Genomic DNA, 21974 nt, shown 5'->3' with positions numbered 1-21974 from the left:
ATCGATCATTTAAAACAGACGCGCGTAGCAACGTGCCAATACTAAAGGGTTTCAGAGGATGGCGGAACAAAGTCAGGCAGCAGGCACAGAGTGGGTTGATATCGTCAATGAAAACAACGAGGTAATTGCTCAGTCAAGTCGTCAGCAGATGCGTGCGCAGAGTCTTCGTCATCGTGCTACTTACATTGTTGTGCATGATGGAATGGGTAAAATTCTGGTGCAGCGCCGGACCAAGATCAAAGATTTCTATCCAGGCTGGCTGGACGCGACCGCAGGTGGTGTGGTGCAAAGCGGTGAGCAAATGCTGGAATCCGCACGTCGTGAAGCGGAAGAAGAACTTGGTATTGCTGGCGTGCCATTCGCAGAACACGGCTTGTTCTATTACGAAGGCGAGAATTGCCGGGTGTGGGGCGCCTTGTTTAGCTGCGTCACTCACGGGCCATTTGCGTTACAGGAAGAAGAAGTGGACGAAGTCAGTTGGCTGACGCCACAGGAGATTACTGCGCGCTGCGATGAATTTACGCCGGACTCGCTGAAAGCCCTGTCGCTGTGGCTGACGCGCTATAGCGATCGGGAATACGGTAAGCCTATTTCACGCAAGCTGAATGAGGCGGTTGAGGCTACAGAAGCATCTGTTGTGAATCATGACAATGTTGATGATGAGAATGACAGCAACGTTGCTCCATCGGAGACGGATTCACAGAAATAATCAGGACCCGCTTCGCCGCGGCTTTTTCTCCGCTGCGGCATCTCTCCTTGCTCTCCTTCCAAATAAAAATGCCAGCCCTAAGGCTGGCATCAATATCCATGCTCTCAAACAGATTAGAGCTGTGTAGCCTGAATGGCAGTCAGGGCGACGGTGTAAACAATGTCGTCTACCAGTGCGCCACGAGACAGGTCGTTAACTGGTTTACGCATGCCTTGCAGCATTGGCCCGATGGAGATCAGGTCGGCTGAACGCTGTACCGCTTTGTAGGTGGTGTTACCGGTGTTCAGGTCAGGGAAGATGAACACGGTCGCTTTACCCGCAACAGGTGAGTTCGGTGCTTTAGACTGTGCAACGTCTGCCATGATAGCAGCGTCGTACTGCAACGGACCATCGATGACCAGATCAGGACGTTTTTCCTGCGCCAGACGGGTTGCTTCACGCACTTTCTCTACATCACTACCCGCGCCGGAGTTACCGGTGGAGTAAGAGATCATCGCAACGCGTGGGTCGATGCCGAATGCCGTAGCGGAGTCCGCAGACTGGATAGCGATTTCAGCCAACTGCTCTGCGGTTGGATCTGGGTTGATGGCGCAGTCGCCGTAAACCAGAACCTGCTCAGGCAGCAGCATGAAGAAGACAGAAGATACCAGTGAGCTGCCCGGTGCCGTTTTGATCAGCTGCAACGGCGGACGGATGGTGTTAGCGGTGGTGTGAACGGCACCAGAAACCAGACCGTCAACTTCACCCTGTTCCAGCATCAGCGTACCCAGAACCACGTTGTCTTCGAGCTGTTCGCGCGCAACCACTTCGGTCATGCCCTTGCTCTTACGCAGTTCAACCAGACGCGCCACATAGCGCTCACGTACAACAATCGGATCGACGATTTCAATGCCTTTGCCCAGTTCTACGCCCTGAGCAGCTGCAACACGTTGAATCTCTTCTGGGTTACCGATCAGCACACAGTGAGCAATACCGCGTTCAGCACAGATAGCAGCGGCTTTAACGGTACGCGGCTCATCACCCTCTGGCAGAACGATGCGTTTGCCTGCTTTACGTGCCAGCTCGGTAAGCTGATAGCGGAATGCTGGCGGAGACAGACGGCGTGAACGCTCAGACTCTGCACTCAGGGAATCGATCCACTGGGTGTCGATATGGCGTGCAACGTATTCCTGTACTTTCTCAACGCGTTGACGGTCATCAGCCGGAACTTCAAGGTTGAAGCTTTGCAGGCTGAGTGAGGTCTGCCAGGTGTTGGTGTTGACCATAAATACAGGCAGGCCAGTCTGGAAGGCGCGCTCGCACAGCTTGGCAATGCTCGGATCCATTTCGTAGCCGCCGGTCAGCAGCAGGGCACCGATTTCCACGCCATTCATGGCAGCCAGACAGGCGGCAACCAGAACATCAGGACGATCGGCGGAGGTCACCAGCAGTGAACCCGAACGGAAGTGCTCCAGCATATGAGGAATGCTGCGTGCGCAGAAGGTCACAGACTTAACGCGACGCGTTTGAATGTCACCTTCGTTGACGATACGCGCATTCAGGTGCTTCGCCATATCAATGGCGCGCGTTGCGATCAGGTCAAAGCTCCATGGAATGCAGCCCAGCACCGGCAGCGGGCTGTTAGCGAACAGCTGCTTCGGATCGATGTTGGCAACGCTGGCTTTCGTGGAGTCATCAAAGATTTCAGACAGGTCAGGACGAGTACGGCCCTGCTCATCTACCGGCGCATTCAGTTTGTTGATGATCACGCCAGTGATGTTTTTGTTTTTGCTGCCGCCGAAGCTGGAGCGTGCCAGTTCGATACGGTCTTTCAGCTGTGCCGGGGAGTCGTTACCTAGCGCCAGTACGAAGACGATTTCTGCGTTCAGCGTTTTGGCGATTTCATAGTTCAATGCGTTAGCAAACTGGTGCTTACGGGTAGGAACCAGACCTTCAACCAGAACGACTTCGGCGTCTTTGGTATTTTCGTGATAGCGCGCGATGATTTCTTCCATCAGCACGTCTTGCTGGTTGGAGCTCAGCAGGGCTTCAACGCGGCTCATCGCCAGCGGCTCGGCGGCGTTGATGGCGGAATTCGCACGAATAATGGTTGTCGTTTGATCTGGCGTATTGTCGCCACTGCGCGGCTGGGCGATAGGTTTGAACACGCTCAGGCGAACGCCTTTCTGTTCCATGGAACGGATGACACCCAGGCTGACGCTTGTCAGACCGACGCTGGTGCCAGTTGGGATCAACATGATTATACGGGACACGGCTGAACCTCTTTACGGTTGCTCGTTAGTCAAAAACAACACCGTCAGCCTTGGCTGACGGTGTTGGGAGTTACGTGTTTTACGCAGTCAGACGGTAAGCGTCTTCAGCAATGACCAATTCTTCATTGGTCGGGATAACCAGCGCTGGACGTGTGCCATCTTTGGCGATGTTGCCACCTTTACCGAAGCGTGCAGCCAGGTTGCGTTCGTGATCGACGTCAAAGCCCAGCAGACCCAGTTTTTTCAGCGACATTTCACGAACCATTGCGGCATTTTCACCGATACCACCAGTGAAGATGACGGCATCCAGACGACCTTCCATCAGCGCGGCATAGGAGCCGATATACTTAGCCAGACGGTGGCAGTAAACGTCCATCGCACGTTTCGCGTCTGCTTTCGTTTCGTAGTTATCTTCAACGTAACGGCAGTCGCTTGTCACTTCAGTCAGACCTTGCAGGCCAGATTCTTTGGTCAGCAATGTATTTATGCTGGCTACGTCCATGCCCAGTGCGTCGTGCAGGTGGAAAATCACAGCCGGGTCGATATCGCCACAGCGCGTACCCATCACCAGACCTTCCAGCGGCGTCAGACCCATAGAGGTATCAACGCATTCGCCGTTGCGGATTGCCGTAACGGAACCACCGTTGCCCAGGTGACAAGTGATGACGTTCAGCTCTTCTACAGGTTTGTTCAGCACTTTAGCGGCTTCACGAGAAACAAAGTAGTGGCTGGTGCCGTGGAAACCGTAGCGACGGATGTGGTTTTCTTTATACAGTTTGTACGGCAGTGCATAAAGGTAAGACTCTTCCGGCATGGTCTGGTGGAACGCGGTGTCGAAGACAGCGACGTTTTTATCAGCCAGGTGAGGGAAGGATTTCAGTGCTTCATCGATACCGATCAAGTGCGCCGGGTTGTGCAGAGGTGCAAAAGGTACGGAATCTTTGATACCCTGAAGAACATCATCAGTAATGATCGCGGATTGGGTGAACTTCTCACCGCCGTGAACGATACGGTGACCGATAGCAACCAATTGAGCTGACAGCTCTGGTTTCTGAGACAGAATGGTGTTGACGATGAAGTTCAGCGCTTCGCTGTGAGCGGCACCGGCACCCAGTTCGGCGTCGTGTTTACCGCCGTCCATTTTCCATTTGATGCGGGCTTCAGGCAGGTTGAAACACTCGGCTAAACCAGACAGGTACTCTTCTCCGTTAATCGCATCGATGATGGCGAATTTCAGGGATGAACTACCGCAGTTAAGAACCAGTACTAACTTACTCGACATGGAAGTACCTACTTGTTATACATGGTTAAAAAAATTTCATACAGGGCATAGCGTATCGCATGCCGCCGCTGGCATTTATGATTAACATCATGCCTTGGTGCGATACACCAGACACGATGATGAAATAGGGTCGATACGATGACGTATGTTATATCGGGTAATCGTTACAACAGTTAACCGCTACAACGAATCTCTATAACTAATCTCTACAACAACGTGACGTCGACCTGATGTAAACCGCAGCTTTTAAAGCGATGGATAACCGCGTTATGGCCGTTGGCTGCGCTTATGTCGCGAAGGGAATTATACTCCTTGCGTGTAGTCATACTACTTTAGGTATACAGCGGCCAAAAGGCCGGTCTAGGATACCGATAGCGTAAGGTAAACACAAAATATATTTTAACCTTATCAACTTGAGTTGTTGATTTGTGCAAAAGTTTTATTTTTTATCTGTAAAGTTGAGGTGTGGCTATGGCAACGAAACCAGACAGTAGAATCAGTTGGCTACAGCTACTCCAACGTGGGCAGCATTACATGAAAACGTGGCCGGCAGAAAAGCAGCTGGCGCCAGTCTTTCCTGAAAACCGCGTGGCGCGAGCGACGCGGTTCGGCATCCGCATCATGCCGCCGCTGGCGGTGTTTACCTTAACGTGGCAGATCGCGCTCGGCGGCCAGCTCGGCCCAGCCATCGCCACCGCACTGTTTGCCTGTAGCCTGCCGTTGCAAGGCCTTTGGTGGCTTGGCCGCCGTTCCGTTACGCCCTTACCGCCGACGCTGGCACAGTGGTTCCATGACATTCGTCATAAGCTGCTGGAGTCAGGTCAGGCGTTAGCCCCATTGGAAGAAGCGCCGACGTACCAAGCATTGGCGGATGTGCTGAAGCGGGCATTCAACCAGCTTGATAAAACCTTCCTTGATGATTTGTGATCGGCGTCAGGCTGTGTGCGGGTTGATGGCTATTTTGCTCTTTCCCCTGTTTCAAATCAAAGAAGCGGTGGCTACCGCTACCGTGACACGATTCAGTATGCGATTCTGAGACCAATACCTATTTAGCGACATTGGCTTACACCAAAGAGGTTCAGGAGAGCAACATGGAAATGACAAATGCCCAGAGATTGATCCTTTCAAATCAATATAAAATGATGACGATGCTCGATCCCGACAATGCCGAGCGCTATCGCCGGTTACAAACGATTATCGAGCGTGGTTATGGTTTGCAGATGCGCGAACTGGACCGTGAGTTTGGCGAGCTGACCGAAGAGGTTTGCCGTACCATTATTAACATCATGGAAATGCATCATGCCTTGCAGGTGTCGTGGACCAATCTGAAAGATAAGCAGGATGTGGATGAACGACGTCTGACCTTCCTCGGCTTTGATGCCGCAACGGAAGCGCGCTACCTCGGTTTTGTACGCTTTATGGTACATGTCGAGGGGCGCTATCCCCAGTTTGATGCGGGCACGCATGGGTTTAACGCGCAGACGAAGATGTGGGAAAAATACAACAGAATGCTGGCGGTCTGGCAATCCTGCCCGCGTCAGTATCACTTGAGTGCGGTGGAGATCGCGCAGATCATCAACGCCTGATTAATGAAAAAGGGGCTTTCTGTGGAGTGTAAAGGTTTTCTGTTCGACCTCGATGGTACGCTGGTCGATTCACTGCCAGCGGTAGAACGTGCGTGGATTAACTGGGCAAAAGATCACGGTATTGAACCACAGGAAGTGCTGGATTTTATTCATGGCAAGCAGGCCATCACATCCCTGCGCCACTTTCTTCAGGGGCAGAGCGAAGAAACGATTCAACAGGAGTTCGATGCGCTGGAGAAAACGGAAGCGTCTGATACGCAAGGTATCGTCGCCATGCCAGGGGCGAAGGTGCTGTTGGAGCGTTTGGATGCGCTGGATATTCCCTGGGCGATTGTGACGTCCGGCACGGTGCCGATTGCCAGCGCGCGTCATCACCGTGGAGAGCTGCCTGCTCCTCGTGCCTTCATTACCGCGGAGCAGGTTGCCAAAGGTAAGCCTCATCCCGATGCCTATTTACTTGGCGCGCAGCAGTTAGGGTTGAAACCGGAAGAGTGTGTCGTCGTTGAGGATGCGCCAGCGGGTGTGCTATCGGGTCTGGCCGCGGGCTGCAAGGTCATTGCGGTGAAAGCGCCAGCGGACACGCCAAAGCTGGATCAGGTCGATCTGGTACTGGATTCGCTGGAGCAGATAGAAATAGAGAAATTACCGAACGGCGCTAAGGTACTTCTGCGCCAGTAGGTCGTCTGTAACCTAATGACAAAACTGTGACTAAATATGATCAAACCTCGCATCCGCGAGGTTTTTTTATGGCAGACTATACCCGTTATACTTCAAGCTGCCTGTGCGTTGGCTCCCTTTTTCAGGGTATGCGAATCCACACCTCTCAACATGCATTTTTCCGTCAGGGGAACCGTTTTGAATAGCGAACTTCTCTGGGTTTTATCCCTGTTGCTGATCGCCATTGTGTTGTTTACCACCAATAAATTACGCATGGACGTCGTAGCGTTGTTGGTCATTATCGCGTTTGTACTGAGCGGCACGCTGACGCTATCTGAAGCGCTGGTCGGGTTCAGCGATCCGAATGTGATATTGATTGCAGCCCTGTTTGTGATTGGTGAGGGGTTGGTTCGTACCGGCGTCGCTTATCAGGTCGGTGATTGGCTGGTTCGCGTGGCGGGCAGCGGTGAGATGAAGATGCTGGTTTTACTGATGGTCACCGTTGCGCTGCTGGGGGCCTTCATGAGTTCCACTGGGGTTGTCGCGATTTTTATTCCTGTGGTGCTGAGTGTTTCCGCACGGATGAAGATTTCTCCTGGAAGGCTGATGATGCCGCTGAGTTTCGCCGGGTTGATTAGCGGCATGATGACGCTGGTAGCGACGCCGCCGAATATGGTGGTGAGCAGTGAATTGATGCGCGAAGGCGTGGCAGGTTTTGGGTTCTTTAGTGTGACGCCGATAGGGATAGTGGTATTGCTGCTGGGCGTGGCGTATATGATGGTGGCGCGTTACTGGCTTGGCGGCGCGGAGACAGCCACAGCAAAAGAGATGTGGAAGAGAAGAACGTTCCGCGATCTGATTCGTGATTACCGGCTGACGGGCAGGGCGCGCCGGCTGGCGATTCGTCCGGGTTCGCCTTTTATCGGCCACCGGCTGGATGATTTACGTCTGCGTCAGCGCTTTGGAGCGAACGTGGTGGGGATTGAACGCTGGCGTAAGTTTCGCCGCGTGATGATCAGCGTAGCGGGCAATACCGAACTTCGCCTGAACGATGTTCTGCTGATCGACATGTCAGCATCGGAAGTGGATTTACGTGAATTTTGTACCGCGCAGCGGCTTGAACCGATGGTGCTGCGCGGTGAATATTTTTCTGAGCAGGCACGTGATGTGGGGATGGCGGAGGTTTCGTTGATCCCTGATTCCGAGCTGTTGGGAAAAACGCTATACGATGTCGGCTTCCGAAGCCGCTATGGCCTGAGCGTCGTGGGGATCCGCCGGGCAGGTGAGGCGATGGAAGGTATCCTCGCCGATGAACCGCTCCAGCTTGGTGATATTCTGCTGGTGATGGGCGATTGGCGCATGATCCGGCAGCTGCACACGCAGAAAAACGACTTCCTGCTGCTTAATCTTCCTGCTGAAGTGGATGACGTCGCACCCGCGGTGAGCCAGGCTCCACATGCGTTGTTTTGTCTGGCGCTGATGGTGGCGATGATGCTGACGGATGAAATACCGAATGCGATTGCCGCGCTGATTGCCTGTTTGCTGATGGGTAAGTTCCGCTGTATTGACATGGAAAGCGCCTATCGGGCAATCCACTGGCCGAGTATTATCCTTATTGTTGGGATGATGCCGTTTGCGCTGGCATTGCAGCAAACCGGCGGTGTGACGCTGATCGTTAAAGGGTTGATGGATGTTGCCGGGGACGCCGGGCCACATGTGATGTTGGTGTGTTTGTTTGTACTGTGTGCTGTGATTGGTTTGTTCATTTCCAACACGGCGACAGCGGTGTTAATGGCACCTATTGCGATTGCTGCGGCGAAGCAGATGGGGGTGTCACCGTATCCGTTTGCGATGATCATTGCGATTGCGGCATCCGCCGCGTTTATGACGCCCGTCTCGTCACCGGTGAATACGCTGGTATTGGGGCCAGGCGGTTATAAATTCGGGGACTTTGTGCGCGTTGGCGTCCCCTTTACTGTTCTGGTGATGCTGGTCAGCGTGGTGATGGTACCGTGGCTGTATCCATTCTGACCCTGTGCTGACGGATGCGCGTTATAACGGAGAATCCTGGCTGATTTCGTCAAGTGACAGGCTAAAGCTGGGAACAAAAACTGTCATAAAATAGTCCATTTCCGGGCTGTGGCGCTGTTGCAAGGTTTTTTCCAGCCGCGCTTTGGCAAGCATGAATTCCGCGTTGCCCGCCGATAATTCTTCCAGACACTTCAGGTAGGCGCAGAGCGCGTCTGCCTGTTTAACGATGGCACGTTCGTCTTCGCTGGTGTAGTTGTCATCCAGCAGCATCCGATAATCCTGCTGTAGCTCCTCCGGTAACATCTCAACCAGTTTCTGCTGTGCAATCTTCTCTATTTTTTTGTACTCGTGCGCGATCTGCGCGTTGTAGTACTTGATGGGCGTCGGCATGTCGCCGGTCAGCACCTCGCTGGCATCATGATACATCGCCAGAAGTGCGATGCGTTCTGCGTTCAGATTACCGTCGAACTTGCGGTTTTTGATGACTGCCAGCGCATGTGCGACAAAGGCGACCTGAAGGCTGTGCTCGGAGACGTTTTCCGTGCGCACATTGCGCATGAGCGGCCAACGGCTGATGAGCTTTAGACGGGATAAGTGGGCGAAAAAATGGCTCTGATTCATGGCGATCTCTCAGACAGCAGCACGGTGAAATAGCGATAGCGTGGGCGTCTATTGTGGTCACTTGCTGGGGATTATGCAAACGAAGGTCGCGTTTTCGCCGGGCTATGGCCGCCCGGCGAAGAAGGGCTGGGCTATTGGTGATAGTGCCCGAGGAAACGGCCCAATTTGTGGATCGCCATGTCCAGTTCATCGATGCGCGGTAGCGTAACGATGCGGACATGATCCGGATAAGGCCAGTTAAATGCGGTTCCCTGAACCAGTAACACTTTTTCCTGTAACAGGAGATCCAGCACCAGTTTTTGGTCATCGTGGATGTTAAAGCGTTTGGCATCAATGCGGGGGAACATATACAGCGCACCGCGTGGCTTTACGCACGATACGCCGGGGATCTGATTGATCAGCTCCCAGGAGCGATTGCGTTGCTCGTACAAGCGTCCACCGGGCTGAATAAATTCGCTGATGCTCTGATAGCCGCCCAGAGCGGTCTGAATCGCATGCTGCATTGGCACGTTAGCGCACAAACGCATGGAAGCCAGCATTTCCAGCCCTTCAATATACCCTTTGGCGTGCTTTTTCGGGCCGTTCAGTACCATCCAGCCTTGACGGAAGCCCGCGACGCGATACGTCTTTGAAAGGCCGTTGAACGTGACCGTCAGCAGATCCGGCGCGAGTGCGGCAATAGAGTGGTGCTGCGCATCGTCATACAGAATTTTGTCGTAAATTTCGTCGGCGAAAATGATCAGGTTATGTTCGCGCGCAATCGCGACGATATCTAACAGCAGTTCTTTGCTGTAGACGGCCCCTGTTGGGTTGTTCGGGTTAATGATCACGATACCGCGAGTATTGGACGTGATCTTCTTGCGGATATCATCCAAATCGGGGAACCAATCGGAGGACTCATCGCAGAGGTAGTGAACGGCATTGCCGTTAGACAGGGAGACGGCGGCGGTCCAGAGCGGGTAGTCCGGCGCAGGAACCAGCATTTCATCGCCTGGGTTAAGCAGCGCCTGCATGGATTGCACAATGAGTTCGGACACACCGTTGCCAATATAGACGTCTTCCACCGTGATATCGCGCATATCCCGCGCCTGATAGTGTTGAACGATGGCTTTGCGGGCAGAATAGAGGCCTTTGGAATCACAGTAGCCCTGTGCCGTGGGCAGGTTACGGATGACATCGACCAGAATTTCATCCGGTGCCTCGAAGCCGAAAGGGGCGGGGTTGCCAATATTCAGTTTAAGGACTTTATTACCTTCTTCTTCAAGCCGCTTGGCTTCCTTTAAGACTGGGCCACGGATGTCATAGCATACGTTCTCCAGTTTCTTGGATTTTTCAATCGGAGACATAAATAGTACGAACCTTCTGCAGAGAGCGCATATTCCCATACGGAATAGCATAACCTGCTTAATGTACTCCTCCTGTAGTACCTTTTGAAGAATGATTATCGCTTTTGCTGCAAATGGTTGCGCATCTGCACTATATGGTTGTGTACTCGTTGGATGGTGCGATATGGTAGGGGTGCGGACAACTATTCATACCGCACTTTTTAGCGCCAGAATAGGGTGACAGGGAAAGCTCGTTTATTTAAATGTGAAGCGTATTTATTTCGCAGAATGAAATAAAGAGAACGTGTCGTTGTTATTGAATGAAGGATTAAGACTGGTGAGTCATTTAATTAGTGATGTCTTACCAATGGAAAGGCGATAGGGGTAACGAAATATAAGTATTTTTTTGCCCTTATCGTGCGTCTGCGATAGTGTCTTTAAATGTATCGGTCATTACCTGTACATGTAATAAAACACCAGGAATATTTTGTTAAAATTAAAATAGATAAGTGAAAAATCGTATGACCAGTGCAAATCGACCAGTACTTAATCTCGATCTTGATTTACTGAGGACGTTTGTTGCCGTTGCAGATTTAAATACATTTGCAGCGGCGGCGACCGCAGTCAATCGGACTCAATCGGCTGTCAGCCAGCAGATGCAGCGGCTGGAGCAACTCATCGGAAAGGAGCTTTTTGCCCGGCACGGGCGTAATAAATTACTGACCGAACACGGTATCCAGTTTCTGGGTTATGCCAGAAAAATATTACAATTCAATGATGAAGCCTGTATTTCATTAATGTACAGCGATATTCAGGGTACGCTGACCATTGGGGCGTCTGACGATACTGCAGACACCATCCTTCCTTATATTTTGCATCGTGTGACATCCGTATTTCCTAAACTCTCCGTCAATGTCAGCGTAAAACGCAGCGCTGAAATGATGGAAATGCTGAATCAGGGGAAAATAGATCTGGTTATTACCACAATGAACGGTGTGGTATTTCCTCACGTGTTATTACGTAGCTCCCCGACGCTATGGTATTGCGCGGCGGATTATCAGTTCCGATCGCAGGAACCTGTACCCCTGGTTGTTTTGGATGAACCCAGTCCTTTCCGTGCCTTGGCTACGCAGCAACTGACGGCCGCAGGGATTCCCTGGAGAATCGCCTACGTGGCTTCAACGCTCTCTGCTGTGCGAGCTGCGGTGAAGGCCGGTATGGGCATCACCGTACGTTCGGTAGAAATGATGAGTCCGGAACTGCGGGTGCTGGGCGAAGAAGAAGGGTTGCCGAGATTGCCTGAAACGCGTTATTTCCTCTGCCAGAACCCTAACCAGGAGAATGAACTGGCGACGGCAATTTTCAATGTGATTGAATCAGGGAAGCCCTCTCACATTACGCCTGTCAGCATGTTAATAAATAGCACGGATGAAAAGTTGTCTTCCGATCCGTCGCTGAAGGACGCGATCTGATCGTAATGGGTAGTTAACCATCATTCGGGGAGGGTAGGGATGCACCCCGAATGATGATGATTTATGACTAAGGTGTTAAACCTGCGTTGGCAGCGTCTTATTACCCCGATTTCTTCACTCCGATCCCACGTTGCATTTTCCATTTCACATCAATAGGCTAGGCGTAGCGAGATTAACGCTCACTTGCTTTTTATGAAACGCTGGTTCTATTTTTTTAAAATTATGTTATGGAAAATGATATCCCTCCTGTCCTACATCGTCTTGATTTTTTTACTAACTAAATTGGTAAAAATGTGTGCTGGATCAAAAAATACCCCTAATAACCACATGGGGGAACAGGCATTTTCTGTGAAAATGGTATAGTGACGCAGCGAATTTGCTTCCTGTGTTGCTGCGTGTGGGTTAACCGATAAAAGGACTGACTCGATTTAGCTATGGATGAGAACACAAAATGTTAACAAAACAGCGTGCATGTAAAGTAATGTACTGTTATTTTTAGTAAGGTTGAAAAAAAGGTTACAAATTTAGGGGCTCAACCATACCAAGCAAGGCTTACCTGATACGTTTCCGTGCTTTTTTGTGGTTATTAATCCTTCCTTTTAATCGATGTGGCGCATTAACTGCCGATAATAGAGCAGAGATGTTACCCGCCACTTTTGATGAGTAAGCAAAGAGAATGTCAACAACTACTGAAATCCTCGCCCATCATTGGGCATTTGGGCTATTCCTTATCATTGCCGTAGGCCTTTGTGTCTTCATGCTGACCGGTGGATTCTTGCTGGGGGGGAGAGCCAGAGCCAGGGCCAAAAACGTACCTTATGAATCCGGGATCGACTCAGTGGGTTCAGCGCGGTTACGCCTGTCTGCTAAATTTTATCTTGTCGCTATGTTCTTCGTTATCTTCGACGTTGAAGCCCTCTATCTCTACGCTTGGGCGGTGTCTATCAAAGAAAGCGGCTGGATTGGCTTCATTGAAGCAACCATTTTCATTTTGGTGCTGTTGGCTGGTTTGATTTATCTGGTACGCGTTGGGGCACTTGACTGGACCCCGGTACGTTCCAAGAGACAAGTCGTTAAATCAGACATCATCAACACTACCAACACTCATCCGCAGTAACAGCGAGGCATTTTAAGATGGACTATACGCTCACCCGCATAGAGCCGGACGGTGAGAATGACCGTTATCCCCTGCAACGTCAGGAGATCGTTTCCGACCCTCTGGAGCAACATGTTCACCGTAGTGTCTACATGGGCAAACTGGAACATGCATTACACGATACGGTGAACTGGGGTCGTCAAAACTCCCTGTGGCCGTACAACTTCGGCCTTTCCTGTTGCTACGTAGAAATGGTGACGTCATTTACTGCCGTTCATGACGTAGCACGTTTTGGCGCTGAGGTTTTGCGTGCGTCGCCACGTCAGGCCGATTTCATGGTCGTAGCGGGAACCTGTTTTACTAAAATGGCTCCCGTCATTCAGCGTCTGTACGAACAAATGCTGGAGCCTAAATGGGTTATCTCCATGGGCGCATGTGCTAACTCCGGCGGTATGTACGACATCTATTCCGTGGTTCAGGGCGTAGATAAATTCCTGCCTGTTGATGTGTATATTCCGGGCTGCCCTCCGCGTCCTGAAGCCTACATGCAAGCGCTGTTGCTGCTGAAAGAATCCATCGGTAAAGAACGCCGCCCTCTGTCATGGGTGGTGGGTGAACAGGGCGTTTACCGTGCCAATATGCAATCTGAGCGTGAGCGCAAACGCGGCGAGCGAATCGCGGTGACTAACCTGCGTTCGCCTGATGAGATTTGACCTGTAGATGATAAATCCGGTGACCGTGTAATACCCCGATAATAGTGTGCGGTCATTATCAGATGCAGAAATAGCACATTTAATGTGGTGACATATTTATGACAGATTTAACGACACACGATCTCGCTCAGCCAGGCTGGCAAACCCGCGATCATCTTAACGATCCGGTCGTTGGCGAGCTGTGTAACCGTTTTGGACCAGATGCATTTACTGTACAAGCAACCCGCACAGGTATTCCCGTTGTGTGGGTCAAACGTGAGCAATTACTGGACGTTGTCGCATTCCTGAAAAAACAGCCGAAGCCTTATGTCATGCTGTTTGACCTACACGGTATGGATGAGCGTTTGCGTACTCACCGTGAAGGTTTACCTGCCGCAGACTACTCCGTCTTTTATCACATCATTTCCATCGAGCGTAACCGCGACATCATGCTGAAAGTCGCGTTGGCCGAGAGCGATCTGCACGTACCGACCGTAACCAAACTGTTCCCGAATGCCAACTGGTATGAGCGCGAAACATGGGAAATGTTTGGTATTACGTTCAACGGCCATCCACACCTGACGCGCATCATGATGCCGCAGACGTGGGAAGGGCACCCATTGCGTAAAGATTATCCGGCGCGTGCGACCGAATTCGATCCTTTCGAGCTGACCAAGCAGAAAGAAGATCTGGAAATGGAATCGCTGACGTTCAAACCGGAAGAATGGGGAATGAAGCGCGGCACTGAAAATGAGGACTTCATGTTCCTCAACCTCGGTCCAAACCACCCCTCTTCACACGGTGCTTTCCGTATTATCCTGCAATTGGATGGCGAAGAAATCATCGACTGCGTGCCTGACGTGGGTTACCACCATCGCGGCGCGGAGAAAATGGGCGAACGCCAGTCCTGGCACAGCTATATCCCTTATACCGACCGTATTGAATACCTTGGCGGCTGTGTTAACGAAATGCCGTATGTACTTGCCGTCGAAAAACTGGCGGGTATTGAGGTGCCGGATCGCGTGAAAACGATTCGCGTGATGCTGTCTGAGCTGTTCCGCATTAATAGCCACCTGCTGTATATCAGTACCTTTATTCAGGACGTTGGTGCGATGACACCGGTGTTCTTTGCGTTTACTGACCGCCAGAAAATTTACGATTTGGTTGAAGCGATTACCGGCTTCCGTATGCACCCGGCATGGTTCCGTATCGGCGGTGTGGCGCACGATCTGCCACGCGGCTGGGAGCGCCTGCTGCGTGAATTCCTCGACTGGATGCCTGCTCGTCTGGATACCTATGTTAAGGCTGCGCTGCAGAACACCATCCTGAAAGGCCGTACTCAGGGCGTTGCCGCCTACAATGCGAAAGAAGCGTTGGATTGGGGCGTAACGGGTGCGGGTCTGCGTGCTACAGGTATTGGTTTTGACGTGCGCAAATGGCGTCCGTATTCCGGTTATGAAAACTTCGACTTTGAAGTGCCTGTTGGCGATGGCATCAGTGATTGCTATAGCCGCGTGATGCTGAAGGTTGAAGAGCTGCGTCAGAGCCTGCGTATTCTGGATCAGTGCCTCAAGAACATGCCGGAAGGGCCGTTCAAAGCGGATCACCCGCTGACGACGCCGCCGCCAAAAGAGCGCACATTGCAGCATATCGATACGCTGATTAACCACTTCCTTCAGGTTTCCTGGGGACCGGTTATGCCTGCCAATGAATCATTCCAGATGGTTGAGGCGACGAAGGGCATTAACAGCTATTACCTGACCAGTGACGGCGGCACGATGAGCTACCGTACCCGTATTCGCACGCCGAGCTATGCGCATCTGCAACAGATTCCGTCTGTTATTCGCGGATGTCTGGTATCCGATCTGATCGTTTACCTCGGCAGTATTGATTTCGTTATGTCAGATGTGGACCGCTAATTATGCCTGATCACAACATACCTGATAACAATGTTTCTGAACGCAACATTTCTGATAACAACGTTTTTGTGCTGAGCGACGCTGAACGTGACGCCATTGAGCACGAAAAACATCACTATGAAGATGCGCGTGCCGCGTCAATTGAAGCACTGAAAATCGTGCAAAAAGAACGCGGCTGGGTGCCGGATGGCGCGATCAACGCGATTGCCGATGTGTTGGGCATCCCTGCCAGTGACGTGGAAGGCGTAGCGACGTTCTATAGCCAGATTTACCGCCAGCCGGTTGGGCGTCACATCATTCGCTATTGCGACAGCGTTGTGTGCCATATCAATGGCTATCAGGGCGTTCAGGCGGCGCTGGAGCGTAAGCTCAGCATCAAACCGGGGCAGACGACGTTCGATGGACGTTTCACGCTGTTGCCGACCTGCTGCCTGGGGAACTGTGACAAGGGGCCGTCAATGATGATTGATGACGATACCCACAGCCATGTGACGCCGGAAGGAATTGAATCGTTATTGGAGCAGTATCAATGAGTAAAAACATTGTTCTGACTGCTGAGCAGCATCCTCTGACCTGGCGTTTACGCGCAGACAAACAGCCGGTATGGCTGGATGAATATCGCAGCAAAAATGGCTATGTCGCTGCGCAAAAAGCGTTAACCGGTATGGCGCAGGATGACGTGGTCTCACTGGTTAAAGACGCTGGCCTGAAAGGGCGTGGCGGTGCGGGCTTTTCGACAGGCTTGAAGTGGAGCCTGATGCCGAAAGACGAAAGCATGAACATCCGCTACCTGCTGTGCAACGCGGATGAGATGGAGCCAGGGACGTATAAAGACCGTCTGCTGATGGAGCAAGAGCCCCATCTGCTGGTTGAAGGTATGCTGATTAGCGCCTTTGCGCTGAAAGCCTACCGCGGCTACATCTTCCTGCGCGGCGAATACATCGAAGCGGCTGTCCACCTGCGTCGTGCCATCGAAGAAGCGAAAGCGGCGGGTCTGCTGGGCAAAAATATTCTGGGCAGCGGGTTTGATTTCGAGCTGTTCGTGCATACGGGCGCCGGGCGTTACATCTGCGGTGAAGAAACTGCACTGATTAACTCGCTGGAAGGCCGTCGTGCCAACCCACGCTCCAAGCCGCCGTTCCCGGCGTCTGCGGGCGTGTGGGGTAAACCGACCTGCGTCAACAACGTGGAAACGCTGTGTAACGTACCGGCGATTATCGAACACGGTGCGGCGTGGTATCAGGGGCTGTCTGCGGGTAAAAGTAAAGATGCCGGCACGAAGCTGATGGGCTTCTCCGGTCGCGTCAACAATCCTGGCCTGTGGGAATTGCCATTCGGCACCACGGCGCGTGAGATTCTGGAAGACTACGCGGGCGGTATGCGCGATGGTCTGAAGCTGAAAGCCTGGCAGCCGGGCGGCGCAGGGACGGACTTCCTGACAGAAAGTCATCTCGATCTGCCAATGGATTTTGAGCACATTGCGAAAGCAGGTAGCCGTATGGGTACGGCGTTGGCGATGGCCGTCGATCACGAGATCAATATGGTCTCGCTGACGCGCAATCTGGAAGAGTTCTTCGCCCGTGAATCCTGCGGCTGGTGTACGCCGTGCCGTGATGGCCTGCCGTGGAGCGTGAAGATTCTGCGTGCGCTGGAGAAGGGCGAAGGTCAGCCCGGCGATATCGAAACGCTGGAGCAGCTTTGCCGCTTCCTTGGTCCGGGTAACACCTTCTGTGCGCATGCGCCGGGTGCGGTTGAGCCGCTGCAAAGTGCCATCAAATATTTCCGGGAAGAATTCGAAGCGGGTATCTCTAAACAGTATTTAGGCAACGTTAAAGCGATTGGCGGTATTCAGCCTAACCTGTTGAAAGAGCGCTGGTAAGCTATCGCTCAACACGTGCGAGATGCAGTGAGTGAATGTATCCGCAGGGTGGCGCAAATAAGCCACCCTCTATAAACCCAATAGATTTCAGGCGCAGGTAGCTAACGCATTTGCGATTTGAAAGATGAGGGTATACAGAATTTTTGATTAGCGCTCGTGGCAACACGGGCCATTATGGAAGCATGCTGACTATGGCTACTATTCATGTAGACGGCAAAGAGTATGAAGTAAACGGAGCAGACAACCTTCTGGAAGCTTGCCTGACTCTGGGACTTGATATTCCTTACTTTTGCTGGCACCCCGCGCTCGGGAGCGTCGGATCCTGCCGCCTCTGTGCGGTAAAACAGTATCAAAACGCGGAAGACACCCGCGGTCGTCTGGTGATGTCTTGTATGACACCAGCGGCACCGGGTACGTTCATCGCCATTGAAGATGAAGAAGCGAAACTATTCCGTAAGACGATAGTTGAGTTTCTGATGACCAACCACCCGCACGATTGCCCGGTGTGTGAGGAAGGCGGTAACTGTCATTTGCAGGATATGACAGTCATGACGGGGCAGAACTTCCGTCGCTATCGCTTTACCAAGCGTACCCACCGCAATCAGGATCTTGGCCCGTTCATTTCTCACGAAATGAACCGCTGTATCGCATGCTATCGCTGCGTGCGTTACTACAAAGACTATGCGGATGGCAAAGATCTCGGCGTTTACGGCGCGCACGACAACGTTTATTTCGGTCGTCCGGAAGATGGCACGCTGGAAAGCGAATTTTCCGGTAACCTGGTCGAAGTGTGTCCTACCGGTGTATTCACTGATAAAACGCACTCTGAGCGCTATAACCGTAAATGGGATATGCAGTTTGCACCGAGCATCTGCCAACAGTGCAGTATCGGTTGTAATACCAGCCCTGGTGAACGCTATGGCGAACTGCGTCGTATCGAAAACCGTTTTAACGGTAGCGTAAACCACTATTTCCTGTGTGACCGCGGCCGTTTTGGCTACGGCTATGTGAATCAGAAAGACCGTCCGAACCAGCCGCTGCAACGTCGCGGCGATGACTGGATCGCGCTGAATGCCGATCAGGCACTGCAAGGCGCGGCGGATGTGCTGCGTCAGGCGAAGAAAACGATCGGTATCGGTTCGCCGCGTGCCAGCATTGAAAGCAACTTCGCCTTGCGTGAGCTGGTCGGTGCAGAAAACTTCTACACTGGTATCGCGCAGGAAGAGCAAAATCGTCTGCAACTGATCCTGAAAGTGCTGCGCGAAAGCGGGGTGAGAACGCCGGCGCTGCGTGAAATCGAAGGCTACGATGCCGTTCTGATTCTGGGTGAAGACTTGACGCAGACAGGGGCACGTATCGCACTGGCTGTTCGTCAGGCCGTTAAAGGCAAAGCACGTGAAATGGCGGCAGCGCAGAAAGTGGCTGACTGGCAGATCGCGGCGATCATGAACATTGGTCAACACGCCAAACATCCATTGTTTGTCACCAACGTAGACAGCACTCGTCTGGACGACATCGCCGCATGGAACTACCGTGCGCCGGTTGCCGATCAGGCGCGCCTTGGCTTTGCCATTGCACACGGTCTGGATAGCAGTGCGCCGGCCGTTGCCGATCTGGCTGCGGGGCTTGACCAGAAAGTTGATATCATCGTACAGGCGCTGGCCGGTGCGAAAAAACCACTCATCATTTCCGGCACCAATGCTGGCAGCGAAGACGTGATCTCTGCGGCGGCAAACGTTGCCAAAGCGCTGAAAAATCGCGGTTCTGACGTCGGAATTACCTTTGTTGCTCCTGCTGCCAACAGCATCGGGTTGTCAATCATGGGCGGCGGTTCGCTGGATGATGCGCTGGCGCAGTTGGAAAACGGTGACGCCGATAGCGTAGTGGTGCTGGAGAACGATCTCTACCGCCATGCGCCTATCGCTCGCGTTGATGCGGCGCTGGAAAAAGCGGAAAACCTGATTGTGGTCGACCATCAGCGTACCCGCATTATGGACAAGGCCAGCATGATTCTGTCTGCTGCCAGCTTTGCTGAAAGCGACGGTACGCTAATTAACCAGGAAGGTCGCGCTCAGCGTTTCTTCCAGGTTTATGACCCAACGTACTACAACGACAAAGTCGTGATGCTGGAGAGCTGGCGCTGGCTGCACTCGCTGTATATCACTTACAACAGCCGTCAGGTTGACTGGACGCAGTTGGATAACGTGATTGATGCGTGTGCTGCTGCACTGCCGCAGCTGGCTGCGATCAAAGACGCCGCGCCGGACGCCTCGTTCCGTATCCGTGGTCAGAAACTGTCGCGTTCACCGATTCGCTCCAGTGGCCGTACTGCGATGCGCGCTAACATCAGCGTCCATGAACCACGTCAGCCTGTCGATAAAGACACGATGTTTGCCTTCTCAATGGAAGGGAATAACAGCCCGACAGCCAACCGTCAGCAGATTCCATTTGCCTGGGCACCAGGCTGGAACTCACCGCAAGCCTCGAACAAATTCCAGGATGAAGTGGGTGGACATTTGCGTCATGGCGATCCGGGTGTTCGTCTGATCGAAGCTGGCGAAGGTTCTCTGGCGTATTTCGACAACATTCCTGCGGCTTTCGTTCCACAAGCTGGTCAATGGCGCGTTGCGCCGTACTATCACCTGTTTGGCAGTGATGAAATGTCACAGCGTTCCGACGTGATTCAACAGCGTATGCCAGAGCCTTACGTGATGGTGAACCCAGCTGATGCGGCAACACTGGGTGTGAACGCTGGTGCGTTGCTGGAGTTGACCTGTGCAGGACAAACGCTACGTCTGCCACTGCGCTTAAGTGCGGAATTGGGTCAGGGACAGGTTGGTTTACCGCTGGGCTTGCCGGGTATTGCACCGGTGCTGGCGGGTGCAACCGTTGAAAATCTGCGGGAGGCCGCACAATGAGTTGGTTAACGCCGGAATTAACCGAAATTCTGATCTCCGTTGGAAAAGCGATCGTGATTCTGCTGGTTGTGGTGACCTGTGGCGCATTCATGAGTATGGGTGAACGTCGACTGCTTGGTCTCTTCCAGGGACGTTATGGACCGAACCGGGTAGGTTGGGGCGGTTCATTGCAGCTTGTCGCTGACATGATCAAAATGTTCTTCAAAGAAGACTGGGTGCCGAATTTCACCGATAAGGTGATCTTCACGCTGGCACCGATGATCGCGTTTACGTCAATGCTGATTGCCTTTGCGATTGTGCCGATTACGCCAACCTGGGGTGTCGCCGATCTGAACATCGGGATCCTTTTCTTCCTGATGATGGCGGGTTTGGCCGTTTACGCAGTGCTGTTTGCTGGTTGGGCGAGTAACAACAAATACTCGCTGCTGGGTGCGGTACGTGCTTCTGCTCAGACCGTAAGCTACGAAGTGTTCATCGGCCTGTCACTGATGGGTGTAGTCGCGCAAGCGGGCTCGTTCAACATGCGTGACATCGTCGATTCTCAGGAACACTTGTGGAACGTGATCCCGCAGTTCTTCGGCTTTATTACGTTTGCCATCGCAGGCGTGGCGGTGTGTCACCGTCACCCGTTTGACCAGCCTGAAGCTGAGCAGGAAATTGCCGATGGTTACCACATTGAATACTCCGGTATGAAATTCGGTCTGTTCTTTGTTGGGGAATATATCGGGATCGTTACGGTTTCTGCGCTGATGGTGACGCTGTTCTTCGGCGGCTGGCATGGTCCAATCCTGCCTCCATTTGTCTGGTTTGCGCTGAAAACGGGCTTTTTCATGATGATGTTCATCCTGATTCGTGCTTCGTTACCCCGTCCGCGTTATGACCAGGTGATGTCTTTCGGTTGGAAAGTCTGTCTGCCGATAACGCTTTTGAATCTGCTGGCGACAGCGGCCGTCATTTTGTACAACGCTTAAGAAGGGGTGAATAAACCATGACATTGAAAGACTTAGTGGTTGGTTTCGGCACCCAGATACGCAGTATCTGTATGGTGGGATCGAATGCTTTTAAGAAGCGCGAAACCAGAATGTATCCAGAAGAGCCTGTGAATCCACCGCCGCGCTACCGTGGTCGTATCGTGCTGACGCGCGATCCCGATGGCGAAGAGCGTTGCGTTGCCTGCAACCTGTGTGCTGTGGCCTGTCCGGTCGGCTGTATCTCATTGCAGAAAGCGGAAACCAAAGATGGTCGCTGGTATCCCGAGTTCTTCCGCGTCAACTTCTCGCGCTGCATTTTCTGTGGCTTCTGCGAAGAAGCGTGCCCGACAACCGCTATCCAGCTGACGCCGGATTTCGAGATGGGCGATTACAAACGTCAGGATCTGGTGTACGAGAAAGAAGATCTGCTGATATCGGGGCCGGGTAAATATCCGGAATACAATTTCTACCGGATGGCTGGTATGGCAATCGATGGGAAAGATAAAGGCGAAGCTGAAAACGAAGCCAAACCCATTGATGTCAAAGGCCTGTTGCCCTAAGGAG

18 protein-coding genes are annotated in these 21974 nt (G+C 52.5%); 14 read left to right on the top strand and 4 right to left on the bottom strand.

Annotated features, from left to right (window positions below; translation table 11 throughout):
* Positions 1-58 precede the first annotated feature (58 nt).
* On the top strand, positions 59-709 hold the full coding sequence (gene yfcD / locus NAL19_RS14505; protein WP_225085259.1) for an NUDIX hydrolase YfcD: 651 nt from the start codon (positions 59-61) through the stop codon (positions 707-709).
* Between the two features lie 113 nt (positions 710-822).
* Here yfcD and pta read toward each other — a convergent pair whose 3' ends face one another.
* Both pta and ackA read right to left on the bottom strand, forming a co-directional pair.
* The gene (gene pta / locus NAL19_RS14500; RefSeq protein WP_263057714.1) at positions 823-2961 is read right to left on the bottom strand and encodes a phosphate acetyltransferase; all 2139 of its coding nucleotides are present in this window, start codon (positions 2959-2961) and stop codon (positions 823-825) included.
* A gap of 79 nt (positions 2962-3040) precedes the next feature.
* A complete protein-coding gene (gene ackA, locus NAL19_RS14495; RefSeq protein ID WP_225085257.1) occupies positions 3041-4243 on the bottom strand; it encodes an acetate kinase in 1203 nt (400 codons plus the stop codon).
* Between the two features lie 471 nt (positions 4244-4714).
* On the opposite strand from ackA, the gene yfbV reads away from it, so the two are divergent.
* From yfbV to NAL19_RS14475, 4 genes are all read left to right on the top strand, one after another.
* On the top strand, positions 4715-5170 hold the full coding sequence (gene yfbV / locus NAL19_RS14490) for a terminus macrodomain insulation protein YfbV (protein WP_263057713.1): 456 nt from the start codon (positions 4715-4717) through the stop codon (positions 5168-5170).
* A 164-nt stretch (positions 5171-5334) separates the two neighbouring features.
* Positions 5335-5829: a YfbU family protein gene (locus NAL19_RS14485; protein ID WP_263057712.1), complete on the top strand. Its 495-nt coding sequence runs from the start codon at positions 5335-5337 to the stop codon at positions 5827-5829.
* 21 nt (positions 5830-5850) lie between these two features.
* Entirely contained in the window at positions 5851-6507 is a 657-nt protein-coding gene (locus NAL19_RS14480; RefSeq protein WP_263057711.1) for a sugar phosphatase, read from the top strand.
* A gap of 177 nt (positions 6508-6684) precedes the next feature.
* Positions 6685-8517: an SLC13 family permease gene (locus NAL19_RS14475; protein ID WP_263057710.1), complete on the top strand. Its 1833-nt coding sequence runs from the start codon at positions 6685-6687 to the stop codon at positions 8515-8517.
* Positions 8518-8538: 21 nt separating this feature from the next.
* Here NAL19_RS14475 and yfbR read toward each other — a convergent pair whose 3' ends face one another.
* Positions 8539-9138, bottom strand: coding sequence for a 5'-deoxynucleotidase (gene yfbR, locus NAL19_RS14470; RefSeq protein WP_263057709.1), 600 nt, complete (start codon positions 9136-9138; stop codon positions 8539-8541).
* Between the two features lie 131 nt (positions 9139-9269).
* Positions 9270-10484: a pyridoxal phosphate-dependent aminotransferase gene (locus tag NAL19_RS14465; protein WP_014916029.1), complete on the bottom strand. Its 1215-nt coding sequence runs from the start codon at positions 10482-10484 to the stop codon at positions 9270-9272.
* A gap of 500 nt (positions 10485-10984) precedes the next feature.
* Here NAL19_RS14465 and lrhA point away from each other — a divergent pair, with 500 nt between their 5' ends.
* From lrhA to nuoI, 9 genes are all read left to right on the top strand, one after another.
* Complete coding sequence (gene lrhA / locus NAL19_RS14460) at positions 10985-11935, top strand: transcriptional regulator LrhA (RefSeq protein WP_225085251.1); 951 nt, start codon at positions 10985-10987, stop codon at positions 11933-11935.
* A 676-nt stretch (positions 11936-12611) separates the two neighbouring features.
* Positions 12612-13052: an NADH-quinone oxidoreductase subunit A gene (locus NAL19_RS14455; RefSeq protein ID WP_015840967.1), complete on the top strand. Its 441-nt coding sequence runs from the start codon at positions 12612-12614 to the stop codon at positions 13050-13052.
* A gap of 17 nt (positions 13053-13069) precedes the next feature.
* Complete coding sequence (locus tag NAL19_RS14450) at positions 13070-13744, top strand: NuoB/complex I 20 kDa subunit family protein (protein WP_005969846.1); 675 nt, start codon at positions 13070-13072, stop codon at positions 13742-13744.
* Between the two features lie 98 nt (positions 13745-13842).
* Complete coding sequence (nuoC, locus tag NAL19_RS14445; protein ID WP_225085250.1) at positions 13843-15642, top strand: NADH-quinone oxidoreductase subunit C/D; 1800 nt, start codon at positions 13843-13845, stop codon at positions 15640-15642.
* A 2-nt stretch (positions 15643-15644) separates the two neighbouring features.
* Complete coding sequence (gene nuoE / locus NAL19_RS14440; RefSeq protein WP_225085249.1) at positions 15645-16175, top strand: NADH-quinone oxidoreductase subunit NuoE; 531 nt, start codon at positions 15645-15647, stop codon at positions 16173-16175.
* Positions 16172-17521 (top strand): NADH-quinone oxidoreductase subunit NuoF, encoded by a 1350-nt coding sequence (gene nuoF, locus NAL19_RS14435; protein WP_225085248.1) that lies wholly within the window; start codon positions 16172-16174, stop codon positions 17519-17521. The genes nuoE and nuoF overlap by 4 nt, the downstream gene beginning before the upstream one ends.
* Positions 17522-17712: 191 nt before the next feature.
* Complete coding sequence (gene nuoG, locus NAL19_RS14430) at positions 17713-20439, top strand: NADH-quinone oxidoreductase subunit NuoG (RefSeq protein WP_263057708.1); 2727 nt, start codon at positions 17713-17715, stop codon at positions 20437-20439.
* On the top strand, positions 20436-21410 hold the full coding sequence (nuoH, locus tag NAL19_RS14425) for an NADH-quinone oxidoreductase subunit NuoH (RefSeq protein ID WP_225085246.1): 975 nt from the start codon (positions 20436-20438) through the stop codon (positions 21408-21410). The genes nuoG and nuoH overlap by 4 nt, the downstream gene beginning before the upstream one ends.
* A 17-nt stretch (positions 21411-21427) precedes the next feature.
* Complete coding sequence (nuoI, locus tag NAL19_RS14420) at positions 21428-21970, top strand: NADH-quinone oxidoreductase subunit NuoI (RefSeq protein ID WP_015840961.1); 543 nt, start codon at positions 21428-21430, stop codon at positions 21968-21970.
* Positions 21971-21974: the final 4 nt, after the last annotated feature.

Origin of the sequence: Pectobacterium sp. F1-1, from assembly GCF_025643735.1 — a bacterium.
GTDB classification, from domain to species: Bacteria; Pseudomonadota; Gammaproteobacteria; order Enterobacterales; family Enterobacteriaceae; genus Pectobacterium; species Pectobacterium colocasium.
Note: the sequence above shows the minus strand (reverse complement) of the source record. Positions and strands in the feature narration are given on the sequence as shown.

What these genes read in the sequence shown, in the direction of transcription:
- yfcD (WP_225085259.1), top strand. Translation starts at nt 59, where the DNA reads ATGGCGGAACAAAGTCAGGCAGCAGGCACAGAGTGGGTTGATATCGTC.
- ackA (WP_225085257.1), bottom strand. Translation starts at nt 4,243, where the DNA reads ATGTCGAGTAAGTTAGTACTGGTTCTTAACTGCGGTAGTTCATCCCTG.
- yfbV (WP_263057713.1), top strand. Translation starts at nt 4,715, where the DNA reads ATGGCAACGAAACCAGACAGTAGAATCAGTTGGCTACAGCTACTCCAA.
- NAL19_RS14485 (WP_263057712.1), top strand. Translation starts at nt 5,335, where the DNA reads ATGGAAATGACAAATGCCCAGAGATTGATCCTTTCAAATCAATATAAA.
- yfbR (WP_263057709.1), bottom strand. Translation starts at nt 9,138, where the DNA reads ATGAATCAGAGCCATTTTTTCGCCCACTTATCCCGTCTAAAGCTCATC.
- NAL19_RS14465 (WP_014916029.1), bottom strand. Translation starts at nt 10,484, where the DNA reads ATGTCTCCGATTGAAAAATCCAAGAAACTGGAGAACGTATGCTATGAC.
- lrhA (WP_225085251.1), top strand. Translation starts at nt 10,985, where the DNA reads ATGACCAGTGCAAATCGACCAGTACTTAATCTCGATCTTGATTTACTG.
- NAL19_RS14455 (WP_015840967.1), top strand. Translation starts at nt 12,612, where the DNA reads ATGTCAACAACTACTGAAATCCTCGCCCATCATTGGGCATTTGGGCTA.
- NAL19_RS14450 (WP_005969846.1), top strand. Translation starts at nt 13,070, where the DNA reads ATGGACTATACGCTCACCCGCATAGAGCCGGACGGTGAGAATGACCGT.
- nuoC (WP_225085250.1), top strand. Translation starts at nt 13,843, where the DNA reads ATGACAGATTTAACGACACACGATCTCGCTCAGCCAGGCTGGCAAACC.
- nuoE (WP_225085249.1), top strand. Translation starts at nt 15,645, where the DNA reads ATGCCTGATCACAACATACCTGATAACAATGTTTCTGAACGCAACATT.
- nuoF (WP_225085248.1), top strand. Translation starts at nt 16,172, where the DNA reads ATGAGTAAAAACATTGTTCTGACTGCTGAGCAGCATCCTCTGACCTGG.
- nuoG (WP_263057708.1), top strand. Translation starts at nt 17,713, where the DNA reads ATGGCTACTATTCATGTAGACGGCAAAGAGTATGAAGTAAACGGAGCA.
- nuoH (WP_225085246.1), top strand. Translation starts at nt 20,436, where the DNA reads ATGAGTTGGTTAACGCCGGAATTAACCGAAATTCTGATCTCCGTTGGA.
- nuoI (WP_015840961.1), top strand. Translation starts at nt 21,428, where the DNA reads ATGACATTGAAAGACTTAGTGGTTGGTTTCGGCACCCAGATACGCAGT.